This window comes from Rhizobium acaciae, from assembly GCF_025941625.1.
In the GTDB taxonomy this organism is placed as follows: Bacteria; Pseudomonadota; Alphaproteobacteria; order Rhizobiales; family Rhizobiaceae; genus Rhizobium; species Rhizobium acaciae.
The window spans coordinates 1-12,856 of sequence record NZ_JAPCZO010000003.1 but is presented as its reverse complement, the minus strand read 5'-3'; the positions used below and the strand labels follow the sequence as shown (position 1 = coordinate 12,856).

The window sequence follows — 12,856 nt, the reverse complement described above, 5'->3', positions numbered from 1 at the left end:
CATTGGAAAGAGGGAGGAGCCCGCCATGAAAACCGACAACCAGCAGAAACTGCGCGCCGACCGCGTCTGGCTGAGCGAAGACGCCTGCGATCTCGATGAGTTTCGCGCCCTTGCGGAAAAGACGACGGCACTTGCCGATTACCCCGCAGCGTCTGCGGTCGAAAAAAACGTGCTGATCTATGACAGCCGCAAGGTGATGACGGCAGCCGCAACGCCAGAAGGCCGACGCGCCGTGCTGGCGGAAATCTGTGATGCCTTCGGCGAGGGTCCTGGTGTCGTCGTGTTCAAGCGCGCTTACGAAGACACCGGCATCGTCGACCGCGCCAGCACGATCTTCGATGCGATCATCGAGGAACAGCACCGCACCTCGACCGGCGGTGGCGACCACTTCGCCAAGCCTGGCGCCAACGACCGCATCTGGAATTCGCTGGAAAAACATTGCCTCGCTGATCCGGCAAATTTCGCCGAATATTACGGCAACGCCATCGTCGCGCTGGCAAGCGAAGCCTGGCTCGGCCCGAACTACCAGATGACGGCGCAGGTCAACCGCGTCAATCCGGGCGGTTCGGCGCAGTCGGCGCATCGCGACTACCATCTCGGCTTTCAGTCCTCAAAGGTGATCGAGCAGTTCCCGGTACATGTGCATCGGCTCTCGCCGGTGCTCACATTGCAGGGTGCGGTCGCCCATTGCGATATGCCGATCGAAAGCGGTCCGACACTCTTCCTGCCGTACAGCCAGACCTATATACCGGGCTATCTCGCGCTGAAGCGGCAGGAGTTCCGGGATTATTTCGAGACCAACCATGTCCAGCTGCCACTCGAAACGGGTGACGTCGTCTTCTTCAATCCCGCCCTCTTCCACGCCGCCGGCACCAACCGCTCGGTCGACATCAAACGTGTCGCCAACCTCCTGCAAGTCTCTTCCGCCTTCGGCCGGGCAATGGAAACCGTCCATCGCGAGAGGATGAGCGCTAGGCTGTTTCCCGCCTTGAAGGCCTTGCAGGGCAGGCTCTCGCCTGACGAAATCGCCAACGCCGTCGCCGCCTGCGCCGAGGGCTACTCCTTCCCAACCAACCTCGACCGCGACCCGCCACTCGGCGGACTGGCGCCGAAGACGCAGGCGCAGTTGATGCATGAAGCGCTGAAGGAAGGCTGGAGCGATGACACCTTTACGGCAGCACTTGCCGAGCAGACGCAGAAGAAGCTGAGCTGATTTGGAAGCTTGAGCCTCTTATATCCGCACTGACATAAAAGCCTTCCGCACCGGCGGGAGGCCATTCGCACGTCATCACAAAGGAGGAACCTCATGAGCACAGACCACGGCCGCCTCGACGGCAAGATCGCCATCGTCACCGGCGGCACGCAAGGATTGGGCGCGACCATCGCCCGCCTCTTCGCCGAACGCGGCGCGGAAGGCATCGTCATCTGCGGCCGCAACGAAGCCAAGGGTAAGGCAAAGGCGGCGGAGATTTCGGCTGCGACCGGCGCCAGGATCGTCTACGTCAAGGCCGACCTCGGCAAGGTCGGGGATGCACAGAATGTCGTGCGCGCCTGTGACGAGACCTTCGGCCGCGTCGACGCGCTGGTCAATGCCGCCGCCATCACCGATCGCGGCACCATCCTCGACACCAGCCCGGAACTCTTCGACGCCATGTTCGCCGTCAATGTTCGCGCACCGTTTTTCCTGATGCAGGAGGCGGTGAAGGTCATGCGCCGCGAAAAAATCGAGGGTACGGTCGTCAATATCGGCTCGATGTCGGCCAAAGCCGGCCAGCCCTTCATCGCCGCCTATTGCGCCTCCAAGGGCGCGCTGGAAACGCTGACGAAGAACACAGCCTACGCGCTGCTGCGCAACCGCATCCGCGTCAACGGTCTGAACATCGGTTGGATGGCCTCCGAAGGCGAGGACCGGATCCAGCGTGAATATCACGATGCCCCTGCCGACTGGCTGGAGAAGGCGGCGGCAAGCCAGCCCTTCGGCCGCCTCGTCGATCCGCACGAGGTGGCGCGCGCTTGCGCTTACCTGTCGTCGTCCGAATCCGGCCTGATGACCGGCTCGGTCATCTGCTTCGACCAGTCGATCTGGGGCGCCTACGACGGCTCGCCGCATCCGGTCGCGGCCCTCTGAAGAAACCGGAGCCCGGCATTTCCATCGCCGGGCTCTGGCACCTCTCAGGAATTATCGATAGGAAAAGAACGGCAGCATTTAGGGAGAAAACTGGCATGGGCGACAATCCGATTTATGAGATCCGCGACGAACGCTTCGGTGCAATGGTCATCGGCAGCGCCGGCCTCGAGGAGCTTTATTCCGGCTGCCGCTGGACGGAGGGCCCGGTCTGGTTTTCCGACCTGAACTGCCTTCTCTGGAGCGATATCCCGAATGAACGCATGATGCGCTGGACACCGGACGGGACGGTCTCCGTCTTCCGCTCGCCCTCCAACTACGTCAACGGCAACACCCGCGACCGGCAGGGCCGGTTGGTCTCTTGCGAACATGGCGGCCGCCGCGTCACCCGCACCGAGACGGACGGCACCATCACCGTTCTCGCCGACAGCTACCAAGGCAAGCGGCTGAACTCGCCGAACGACGTCGTCGTGCACTCCGACGGAGGGGTCTGGTTCACCGATCCGACCTACGGCATCCTGTCGGATTACGAGGGCCACAAGGCCGAGCCCGAGCAGCCCACGCGCAACGTCTACCGGATCGACCCGGCAAGCGGCGCGATCGACGCCGTCGTCGAGGACTTCATCCAGCCGAACGGCCTTGCCTTCTCGCCCGATGAGACGAAGCTTTATATTGCCGATTCCGGCTCCGCAAAACATGAAGTGCCGCGCCATATCCGCGTTTTCGACGTCATCGACGGCAGGGCGCTTGCCAACAGCCACTATTTCTGCAGCCTCGATGTCGGCCATCCCGACGGTTTTCGTTTCGATGTCGCCGGCAATCTCTGGACGAGTGCCTCCGACGGCGTGCACTGCTTTTCGCCCGACGGAACCCTGCTCGGCAAGATCAGGGTGCCGCAGACGGTGTCCAACCTCACCTTCGGCGGCCCCAAGAAAAACCGGCTCTTCATCACCGCGACGCGTTCGGTCTATTCGATCTATATCAAGACGACCGGCGCGCAATATCCATAGATCAGGCCTTCGCCTTGTCGGGGCGGCCGTGCAGCGGCTCGGCGCGGTGCCAGTTTTCCAGAATGCGGCCATCGGTGTGTTTCTGCCGCGCCCAGCGGATGCCGTTCGAGATCACCTTATGCACGGTCTTGTCGTGATAGATCGGGTAGGTCTCGTGGCCGGGGCTGAAAAAGAAGATGCGCCCGCGCCCGCGCTGGAAGGTGCAGCCGCTGCGGAACACCTCGCCACCGGAATACCAGGATATGAACACAAGCTCGTCCGGCTGCGGAATATCGAAGGGCTCGCCATACATTTCCGAGGCATTGACCTCGAAATAGGGCGGCAGCCCCTCGGCGATCGGATGCGAGGGATTGACCACCCAGACGCGCTCCAGGTCGCCTTCCGGCGTCTCGCGCCAGGAAAGGTTGGCATTGGTCCCCATCAGCCGGCGGAAGAGCTTGGAATGATGGCCGGAATGCAGGACCAGCAGGCCCATGCCCTTCAGCACGCGCTGCTGCACGCGGTCGATCAGCCCGTCGCTGACCTCTTCATGCGCCATGTGCCCCCACCAGAGCAGCACGTCGGTATCATTGAGCACGGAATCCGGCAGCCCTTCATCCGGATCGTCTAGCGTACCGCGGCGAACCTCGAAATCGGGGTGGGCGATACCGGCAGCGATCGCTCCGTCGATACGATCAGGATAGATATCCTGAACTTCCTTGTGGACCTGCTCGTGGCGTCCTTCGTTCCAGATCGTGACCTTGATTGTCATGTCATTCCTCGATGTGTTTCAAGCGGTTGCCGAGCGGATTACCCGGCCGGCGGAATCAAACAGATGGCAACCGGCGCGCTCGGCAGTCAGCGACACGCGATCGCCGGGGCGAATGGTCATGTCGCCTTCCGTGCGTACGACGATCGGCTGCTGCTGCGAACCGACTGTCAGATAGGTCTCCACGCCCAAACGCTCGACGATGACGACCTCGGCCGAAAAATCACCCTGCCCTTGGGGTGCGAGCTTCAGATGTTCCGGCCGAATGCCGAGTTTCGCCTCGCCCTGCTGCACGGCGCCATTGGCGTCTGAAAGGTCGATGGAAAGGCCGAGTGGGCTTTCCAGATGCACCTTGCCCGCATCCCGGCGCGTCGCCGTCATCGGCAGCACGTTCATCTTTGGCGAGCCGATGAAGGTTGCGACAAACTCGTTATCGGGCTGATGGTAGAGATCCATCGGCGCGCCCTGTTGAGCGACGACGCCCTTGTTCAGCACGACGATACGGTCCGCCATCGTCATCGCTTCGACCTGGTCGTGCGTGACATACACGACTGTCGCCTTCAACTCGCGGTGCAGGCGTTGCAGCTCGGCGCGCATCTGCACGCGCAGCGCCGAATCGAGGTTCGACAGCGGCTCGTCGAACAGGATCAGCGCCGGTTTCTTGATGATGGCGCGGCCGATCGCCACGCGCTGGCGCTGGCCGCCGGAAAGCGCGGCCGGGCGTCGGTCGAGGTAATCGGTGAGCTGCAGGATTTCGGCGACACCTTCCACCTGCCGGCGGATCTCAGCCTCCGGCACCTTCTTCAGGCTGAGCGAAAAGCCGATATTTTCGGCAACGCTCATATGCGGATAGAGCGCATAGGACTGGAACACCATGGCGATACCGCGCTTATCGGGCGGCACGTCGTTGATGCGTGTGCCGTTAAGGATGAGGTCGCCCTCGTCGATGCCTTCGAGGCCGGCGATCATCCGCAGCAGCGTGGACTTGCCGCAGCCGGACGGGCCGACGAAGACCGCGAATTCGCCGTCTTCCACGGTAACGTCGACGCCCTTGATGACCTCGAGCGCACCGTAGAACTTGCGAACGTTTCTGAGATTGATCATCTGTTTCTCTTTCTTGATCTCAGCCCTTCACACCGCCCGAAAATGTCTGGACGAGGAAGCGCCGCGCAAAGCCGAAGGCGACGACGGCAGGCAGCAGATAGATGAATGCAAGTGCGGTCAGCAGGCCGTAATCGATCTCGTTGATGCGCAGGAAGGCGCGAAAGAGACCGAGCGGCAGCGTCTGCAGCTCCGGCGACGACAGGAAGATCAGCGGCAGCAGGAAATCGCCCCAGGCCGACATGAAGGCGAACAGCCCAGCAGCGGCAAGCCCCGGCAGCGCCAGCGGGATCAACACCCGGCGGATGCGCTGGATGAGTGTCGCCCCATCCATCAGCGCCGCCTCCTCATAGTCCCTCGGCAGCCCGTCGAAGAAGGTCTTCATGATCCAGAGCGCCAACGGCAATTGCATCGTCGCCAGCACCAGAATCAACCCGAGATAACCGTCGATGAAGCCGGTCCAGCGCATGATGTCGCGGGCATAGCTGCCGAAGATCGGTCTGAGCACCGCCGCTTCCGCATTGTTCAGCGTCAGCAGGAATTTGTAGAGCGGCACGACGAGCGCCGTCGGCGGCAGCACACGGATGAGCAGGATCGCGTAGAGGAAGGGCAGCTTCCACCAGGCCCGGGTGCGCGACAGTGCATAACCGCCGAGCCCCGAAAGCACCATGACGAGCAGCGTCGCGCTAGCGACCACGAAGAGCGAATTGAACAGCCACTTCGCCCCGTCCTCCTTAGTGAAGACCCTGATATAATTGGCGAAAGTCCACTGCTCCGGCCAATGCAGGAAGAGCTGGGCATTGCCGTCGAGCGAGGCGAGCAGCACCCAGAAGAAAGGCACCGCGCAGAAGATCGAGATCAGCGACAGTGTCGCATAGGCGATGAGGTCGGAGCGACCCTTGTTTGCAGTTTCACTTGGGGAAACGACGGCCATGTCAGACCTCCACCTTCATGGCCCGGACATAGGCGATACCTAATATCAGCGAGATGACGAGCGCGACGACGGCGACCGCGGCACCATAACCCAGCTGGAACGACGTAAAGGACTGGTTGTAGATATAGATGCTGACCACCTCGGTCGCCCCGCCCGGTCCGCCGCGCGTCAGCGCATAGACGAGGCCGAAGACGGCGATGGTGGAGACGGCGGAGATCAGCATATAGAGCAGGATCGTCGGCATCATCAGCGGCAGGGTGATGCGGCGGAACATCTGCGATGGGGTGGCGCCGTCCATGCGCGCTGCCTCATAGATCTCCGCCGGAATGGTACTGAGGCCGGCCGTTAGCAGGATCATCGCCGTGGCGATGCCGCGCCAGGTGTTGACGACGATGATCATCGACAGCGGGAAGACCTGCAGCCAGTCGGCCGGCGTGATGCCGAAAAAACTGACGATGCGGCTGAGTGTGGCATTGTCGCCTCCCGCCAGCATCGAGATCCACATGAAACCGGCGACGACTTCAGGGGCTGCATTCGGCAACAGGATGATCGACGAAAACACCCGCCGAAAGCGGATCGGCCGCGCAACGCAATTGCCGAGATCAGGCCGAGCACGAACTGGCCGATCACCGCCGAACCGATGACGAAGACGAAGGTGACGAACAGCGAATTCCAGAACTTCGCGTCGTTGAAGAGCCGCGTGTAATTCCTGAAACCAACGAAACGGGGCCGAAGGGCCGCGGCCCCGGTCAGCGCCTCATTGGTGAAGCTCAGATAGATCGAATAGAGGGCCGGATAGATGACGAAGGCCAGAAGCAGCACCAGCGAGGGCAGCAGGATCAGCAGCCATTGCCGCTCGGCGCGCTTTTCATGAGAGTTTCGGGCCATGGAAGCTCACAAACCTTATCGATGGAACCGGCTTATCGAATGAAAGCGGGAAGACGCGGGCGTTGGCGCCGCGTCCCCGTCGTGGCGGAAGAGAGCGTGCCGGAGCTTACTTGACCATGTCGTCGCCGAGCGTTTCCTTGACGTAGTCGACAAGGATCTTCTGGGCGCCGGCGGCATCGGTTTCCTTGCGCAGCAGCGCTTCGGTGGCGCGCGCGACACCTTCCGAGACCGTACCGAAACCGGAGGCCTGCTTCAGGAACACGCCGTTCCCGGCCGCGGCATGGATCGGAACCAGTTCCGTCAGCTTCTGGAACTCGGCATTGTCAGCCGCATCCTTGCTGGCCGGGATGTTGCCGATGCGGGCGGCGTAGGAAACCTGCGTCTCGATCGAGCCGATCTCCATCAGCGCCTTGATTGCCAGGTCGGTATTGGCCGACTTGGAATTGACGGCCCACGGCGCAGCGAGATTGGCAAGCACATACTGGCCGCTGCTCTGGCCGGGAACCGTCCAGGTGCCGACCACCTTCGTCACGTCAGGGATCGGGTTCTTGCTTTCGCGACCCCAGTCGAAAATATAGCACCAGGAGCCGCAGGTAGTCGCGGCGAGCTTGCCTGCCGGGAACATCTGGTACTTCGGCACGACCCAGGGCTCGGGTCCGAGCAGCGGCTGCGTCGGCATCAGATCCTTGTCGATCAGTTCCTTGTAGACGTTGAAGACATCCTTGATGCCTTCGCCATTCAGATCGAGCTTGCCGTCGGCATCGACCAGCTGCGGCGTCTTGGAACCGACGAGCAGATGCTGGAAACCTTCGTCGAAGGCACCGCTTCCCCAGGAAACGCCGGCCGGAAAGAGTAGGCCGTAGGCGCCGGTCTTCTGCTTGATCTCCGCCGCGCGGTCGAGAAGTTCCTGCCAGGTCTTCGGCTGTTCGGTGGAGATGCCGGCCTTTTCGAGAACGTCCTTGCGGTAATAGATTTCCTGAATGCCGAGCATGAACGGCATCACATAGGTTTCACCATCCGGGCTGACGGCAAGCTCCTTGGCGACGTCATAGAGGTTGGCGTAGCCGTCCCAGGCCTTGAACTCCTTGGTAACAGGCGCGAGGTAGCCGGCTTCCACCATGTCGGCGACCGCAGCCGTCGTCGGGATGGAGAACAGGTCGGGCGCGTTGCCGGCGCCGAGCTCGGTCAGGAGCTTGGTCAGATAATCCTTGTCGGGTGCCGGATATTCGATGACCTCGACGGTGACGCCATATTTCTTTTCGATCCGCTCGACCGTCGACTTCATCGCGTCGATGCCGGCCTGACCATGATTTGCAATTCGGATTGTTTCTGCCTGTGCCAGCGTCGAAACCGCGCTCAGCAGAATGGCGCATAGGCCGCCAAGAACCATTTTCTTCAACGGAAGTCCTCCCTTTTGTAGAGACACGGCGCCCTCCAGCACCGGTCGTGAAAATGTACACGCATTCCGAATGCTGACAAGACGGTTTTTGAAAAGATTCGATACTGAGATTTAATATACTGATATTACTTACTTATTTAGATATTGCCATCACCATACCGTTTGTGTAATCGTGTGCACAATGTATTCAGGGAGGAATTCATGTCTGAGAAATTGCGCCTCGGCGTCATCGGCGCTGGCTTGAAGGCGGCGGAATATGCCGAGAGCTGGGTCAAGATGCCGGAGATCGAATTCGCGGCACTCGCCGACACCACGGCGGCGTCGCGCCAGCGCCTGATCGACGTCTGCCTCGCCGCCGGCGCACCAGAACCGAGGAGCTTCGAGGATTATCGCCAGATGCTCGCGGAATGCCGGGGCGAACTCGACATCGTCTACGTCTCGACCCCGCATGCCTTCCATGCCGAGCAGGCAACTGCCGTCGCCGAGGCTGGCCTCGATCTCTTCCTGGAAAAGCCGATGGTGACGACGGTTGCTGAGGCCGAGAGGCTGATCGCCGCACAGAAAAAGAGCGGCGTCACCATCGTCACCGCCTTCCAGGGCGGCCTGTCGCCGCTGGTGCTCGACACGCGTCGGCGGGCTCTCGCCGGCGAATTCGGCGAGCTGATCGCCATATCGGGCATGATCTGGGAAAGCTGGTCGTCCAATTACGACGGCCACTGGAAGCAGCAGCCTGACATCTCCGGCGGCGGCTTCATGTTCGATACCGGCGCCCATATGATGAACACCGTCTGCCTGCTCGCCAATTCGGACTTCGACAGTGTGTCCGCCTATATGAACAATCACGGCAGACAGGTCGATATCACCACGGCCGTCTCCGCCCGGCTGAAGAACGGCGCGCTGGCGACATTGACGGCCGCCGGCGAAGGCCCTCCGGGCTGCGCTTCCTATATCACCTTCTTCTATTCGAAGGCGATCGTGCGCATCGACGCCTGGGGCGGCTGGCGCGAGATCAGTATCGGGCGGACCGCCGAGCCGCGCGAGGAAGCCGAGATTCTCGGCAACCCGATGAAGAATTTCCTCGCCATTCGCGAGGGAAAGATGGAAAACTCCGGCTCCGTTGAAATGGGCCTCAGATTCGCTAGGCTATGGGATGCAATCAAGGAATCGGCAGCGGCCGACGGCGCTTCCGTCAGGATCGTCGCCCGATAGGCGCTGAAGATGAGCGGAATGAACAGACGGCGGATCACTTCGAAGGAACTGGCGAAACTCGCCGGCGTCTCTTCCGCCACCATTTCCCGCGCCTTCTCGCCGGATTCGCGCATCGGCAGCGCCACGCGCGACCGCATCCTCGCCGTTGCGCGTGAACATGGCTATCAGCCGAACGCGATCGCCCGCTCGCTGAACAACCAGCGCTCGCGGCTCGTCGCTCTGGTCGTCAATGCAATCGGCAACCCTTGCGAGGCCGAGGAGCAGCAGCTTCTCGTCCACCGCCTGCAGGCGAGACAATTGCTGCCGATTATCCTCTGCTGCGCCGATCATTCCGACCGGCTGCAGCTGATGCGCCTTGCCTCCACCTATCAGGTCGATCACGTCGTCGTCTTCTCCGACATGGTGTCGATGCAGGATGCGGTCGACATCTTCCACACGACGAAGCCGATCATCGTCTCCTTCGAGCCGCTCGAAAACGAAAACGTCTCCAGCATTCGCATCGACGGCTCTGAGGCCGCCGACGAGATCATCGACAAGATCGTCCGCGACGGCAAAAAGCGTTTCGCCTACCTCTCCGGCACCAATTCAAGCTGGATCGACAAGCTCAGGCGAAAATGGTTCGCCGATGCGTTGGCCAAGCGCGGCCTTGCCTTCGAGGCCCAGGCCTTCGGTGACTATTCCTATGATTCCGGCTTCAAGGAAGCCGTGCTGCTGCTGCACCGGGACAAGGTCGACGCCATCATCTGCGGCAACGACGTCATGGCGATCGGCGCACGCGATGCGGCCCGCCGGGTGCTCGGCAAGAACACACCTGACGATATCGCCATCGTCGGCCAGGACGGCATTGCCATGGCAGCCTGGGATTGCAACGACCTCACCACGCTGAGCCTCGACCACGTCGCCTTCATCGATGCCGTCGTCGAACTGATCGAACGCCATGACGCCGAGGTCGAAGGCCCGCACAGCATCACGCTCACCTGCACCGCCCGCTGGGGCTCAACCGCCTGACAGCTCGCATACCCATCGCATCAAGGAGGAATAGTATGACTCAATTTTCACGCGCCGAAAGGCGCCGCACCGTCCCTGATGCCGTAACCGGGAGAGCCTGAAATGCGTTCCGTCGTTTCCTTCAACGAAGGCTGGAGTTTCCATGAGGGCTTCGGCCAGCGTTTGCTCGAAGCTTTCGATGCGGCCAAGTCGGTCAGCCTGCCGCATACCGCCGTCGAACTGCCCTTCAGCTATTTCGACGAGACCAGCTATCAGCGCGCCTTCACCTATCAGAAGGTGCTGCGCTGGCTACCGGAATTCGAGGGCCGCGAGGTCTCGCTCGTCTTCGACGCCGCCATGGCCGACAGCGTCGTCTATCTGAACGGCGAAGAGATCATTGCCCATAAGGACGGCTACACTCCCTTCGAGGCCCGCCTCACCGGCAAGCTCGTCAAGGGCGAGAACCTCGTCACCGTCAAGATCGACGGCAGCGAGAACCCCGACATTCCGCCTTTCGGCGGCCGCATCGATTATCTGACCTATGCCGGCATCTACCGCGATGTCTGGCTGAAGGTCACCGACCCGGTCTCGATCCGCAATCTCAAGATCGAAACCACCGACGTTCTTCGCCCGGAGAAATCGGCGACCATCCGCGTCGACATCTCCAATCCCGAGGGCCGCAGCTTCTCGGCGACCGTCACCGCCACGCTGAAACAGGCCGACGGCACGGTGGTCGCCACTGCCGCGACCGAAACGATCGGCAGCCGCACCACGCTCTCCTTTGGCGGCCTCACCGGCATCGCCCTCTGGGACATCACCGATCCCACGCTCTATGACGTCACCGTCGAGCTCAGGACCGAACACGGCTCCGACCGTGTCTCGACCAGGTTCGGCTTCCGCACCGCCGAATTCACGCCGGAAGGTTTCCTCCTCAACGGCAAGCCATTGAAGCTGCGCGGCCTCAACCGTCACCAGGCCTTCCCCTATGTCGGTTATGCCGCCGGCCGCTCTGCCCAGGAGCGTGACGCCGACATCATGAAGACGGTGCTGAAGTGCAATGTCGTCCGCACTTCGCATTATCCGCAGTCGAAATGGTTCCTCGATCGATGCGACGCTATCGGCCTGCTCGTTTTCGAGGAAATCCCCGGCTGGCAGCACATCGGCGATGCCGACTGGCAGCAGGAATCGATCGAGAACGTCCGCCGCATGATCGAGCGCGACTGGAACCACCCCTCGATCATCATCTGGGGCGTGCGCATCAACGAGTCGCAGGATAATCACGATTTCTACGCCGAGACCAACCGGCTCGCCCGCGAACTCGACAGCACCCGCCAGACCGGCGGCGTGCGTTATCTCACCGAGAGCGAGCTGCTCGAAGACGTCTACACGATGAACGACTTCATCCTCGGCAATGAAGAGCTGCCGGGCGCCAACCGCCCGCGCACCGCGTTGCGCGCCCAGCAGGAAAATACCGGATTATCGCACAAGGTGCCGTACCTCATCACCGAGTTCAACGGCCACATGCACCCGACGAAGATCTATGACCAGGAGCAGCGCCAGGCCGAGCATGTGCGCCGTCACCTGGAAGTGCTGAATGCCGCCTATGGCGATCCCGATATATCAGGCGCCATCGGCTGGTGCATGTTCGATTACAACACCCACAAGGATTTCGGCTCCGGCGACCGTATCTGCTATCACGGCGTCATGGACATGTTCCGCGAGCCGAAATTCGCCGCCTATGCCTATATCAGCCAGTGCGACCCTTCCGAGGAGATCGTCATGAAGCCGGTGACCTTCTGGGCGCGCGGCGAACGCAATATCGGCGGCGTGCTGCCGCTGATCATCCTGACCAACTGCGACGAGGTGGAACTGCAGTATGGCGCCCTCAGCAAGCGCATCGGTCCAGACCGCGAGAACTATCCGCATCTGCCGCATCCGCCCGTCGTGCTCGACCATCGGCACTTCACCGCCGACGAGCTCGGCACCTGGGGTCTCGAATGGATCGACGGCACCTTCACCGGCTATATCGGCGGCGAGCCGGTGGCCAGCCTGACGCTGGCGGCCGATCCGTTGCCGACGACCCTGGAAGTGGTTGCCGACAGCTCGACGTTGAAAGCCCGTGAACGCGACAGCACGCGCGTCATCATCCGCGCCCTCGACCAGCGCGGCCAGCGCCTGCCCTTCATGAACGACAGCATTTCGCTGAAGGTGCACGGCCCGGCAAGGATCGTCGGCCCGACCAATGTGCCGCTGCAGGGCGGCAGCGCCGGTTTCTGGCTGGAGGCGACGGGGTTCACCGGCGAGATCACCGTCGAAGCGGTTTCCACGCGTTTTGCGCCGGTGACGCTCGGCGTGACGGCTGCCTGACGGTCGTCAAGCGATCCGCGCCTGTGTTTCCGGATCGAAGAACACGGCCTTGTCGAGATTGAATGCGAGGCGGGTGTTTTGTCCTGGG

General features: G+C 61.8%; 10 protein-coding genes and 1 pseudogene. 6 read left to right on the top strand and 5 right to left on the bottom strand.

Annotation, left to right across the window (positions count from 1 at the left end; translation table 11 throughout):
- The first annotated feature begins 25 nt into the window (after positions 1-25).
- From OLZ32_RS05885 to OLZ32_RS05875, 3 genes are all read left to right on the top strand, one after another.
- Positions 26-1,213 (top strand): phytanoyl-CoA dioxygenase family protein, encoded by a 1,188-nt coding sequence (locus OLZ32_RS05885; protein WP_264420128.1) that lies wholly within the window; start codon positions 26-28, stop codon positions 1,211-1,213.
- Between the two features lie 93 nt (positions 1,214-1,306).
- A complete protein-coding gene (locus tag OLZ32_RS05880) occupies positions 1,307-2,128 on the top strand; it encodes an SDR family oxidoreductase (protein WP_264420126.1) in 822 nt (273 codons plus the stop codon).
- 95 nt (positions 2,129-2,223) lie between these two features.
- Positions 2,224-3,135 (top strand): SMP-30/gluconolactonase/LRE family protein, encoded by a 912-nt coding sequence (locus OLZ32_RS05875; RefSeq protein ID WP_264420124.1) that lies wholly within the window; start codon positions 2,224-2,226, stop codon positions 3,133-3,135.
- A 1-nt stretch (position 3,136) separates the two neighbouring features.
- Here OLZ32_RS05875 and OLZ32_RS05870 read toward each other — a convergent pair whose 3' ends face one another.
- From OLZ32_RS05870 to OLZ32_RS05850, 5 genes and pseudogenes are all read right to left on the bottom strand, one after another.
- A complete protein-coding gene (locus OLZ32_RS05870; protein WP_029871778.1) occupies positions 3,137-3,886 on the bottom strand; it encodes a ThuA domain-containing protein in 750 nt (249 codons plus the stop codon).
- 18 nt (positions 3,887-3,904) lie between these two features.
- Complete coding sequence (locus OLZ32_RS05865) at positions 3,905-4,987, bottom strand: ABC transporter ATP-binding protein (protein ID WP_264420122.1); 1,083 nt, start codon at positions 4,985-4,987, stop codon at positions 3,905-3,907.
- A gap of 19 nt (positions 4,988-5,006) precedes the next feature.
- Positions 5,007-5,918 (bottom strand): carbohydrate ABC transporter permease, encoded by a 912-nt coding sequence (locus OLZ32_RS05860; RefSeq protein WP_027689374.1) that lies wholly within the window; start codon positions 5,916-5,918, stop codon positions 5,007-5,009.
- Position 5,919: 1 nt separating this feature from the next.
- Positions 5,920-6,806 (bottom strand): annotated as a pseudogene (locus OLZ32_RS05855) (carbohydrate ABC transporter permease).
- Positions 6,807-6,912: 106 nt separating this feature from the next.
- Positions 6,913-8,205: an ABC transporter substrate-binding protein gene (locus OLZ32_RS05850; protein ID WP_264420118.1), complete on the bottom strand. Its 1,293-nt coding sequence runs from the start codon at positions 8,203-8,205 to the stop codon at positions 6,913-6,915.
- 201 nt (positions 8,206-8,406) lie between these two features.
- On the opposite strand from OLZ32_RS05850, the gene OLZ32_RS05845 reads away from it, so the two are divergent.
- The 3 genes from OLZ32_RS05845 (at position 8,407) to OLZ32_RS05835 (ending at position 12,768) form a co-directional block, all read left to right on the top strand.
- Positions 8,407-9,414, top strand: coding sequence for a Gfo/Idh/MocA family protein (locus OLZ32_RS05845; RefSeq protein ID WP_264420116.1), 1,008 nt, complete (start codon positions 8,407-8,409; stop codon positions 9,412-9,414).
- 9 nt (positions 9,415-9,423) lie between these two features.
- On the top strand, positions 9,424-10,422 hold the full coding sequence (locus OLZ32_RS05840) for a LacI family DNA-binding transcriptional regulator (protein WP_264420114.1): 999 nt from the start codon (positions 9,424-9,426) through the stop codon (positions 10,420-10,422).
- 102 nt (positions 10,423-10,524) lie between these two features.
- The gene (locus OLZ32_RS05835) at positions 10,525-12,768 is read left to right on the top strand and encodes a glycoside hydrolase family 2 protein (RefSeq protein ID WP_264420112.1); all 2,244 of its coding nucleotides are present in this window, start codon (positions 10,525-10,527) and stop codon (positions 12,766-12,768) included.
- Positions 12,769-12,856: the final 88 nt, after the last annotated feature.

What these genes read in the sequence shown, in the direction of transcription:
- OLZ32_RS05885 (WP_264420128.1), top strand. Translation starts at nt 26, where the DNA reads ATGAAAACCGACAACCAGCAGAAACTGCGCGCCGACCGCGTCTGGCTG.
- OLZ32_RS05880 (WP_264420126.1), top strand. Translation starts at nt 1,307, where the DNA reads ATGAGCACAGACCACGGCCGCCTCGACGGCAAGATCGCCATCGTCACC.
- OLZ32_RS05875 (WP_264420124.1), top strand. Translation starts at nt 2,224, where the DNA reads ATGGGCGACAATCCGATTTATGAGATCCGCGACGAACGCTTCGGTGCA.
- OLZ32_RS05870 (WP_029871778.1), bottom strand. Translation starts at nt 3,886, where the DNA reads ATGACAATCAAGGTCACGATCTGGAACGAAGGACGCCACGAGCAGGTC.
- OLZ32_RS05865 (WP_264420122.1), bottom strand. Translation starts at nt 4,987, where the DNA reads ATGATCAATCTCAGAAACGTTCGCAAGTTCTACGGTGCGCTCGAGGTC.
- OLZ32_RS05860 (WP_027689374.1), bottom strand. Translation starts at nt 5,918, where the DNA reads ATGGCCGTCGTTTCCCCAAGTGAAACTGCAAACAAGGGTCGCTCCGAC.
- OLZ32_RS05845 (WP_264420116.1), top strand. Translation starts at nt 8,407, where the DNA reads ATGTCTGAGAAATTGCGCCTCGGCGTCATCGGCGCTGGCTTGAAGGCG.
- OLZ32_RS05840 (WP_264420114.1), top strand. Translation starts at nt 9,424, where the DNA reads ATGAGCGGAATGAACAGACGGCGGATCACTTCGAAGGAACTGGCGAAA.
- OLZ32_RS05835 (WP_264420112.1), top strand. Translation starts at nt 10,525, where the DNA reads ATGCGTTCCGTCGTTTCCTTCAACGAAGGCTGGAGTTTCCATGAGGGC.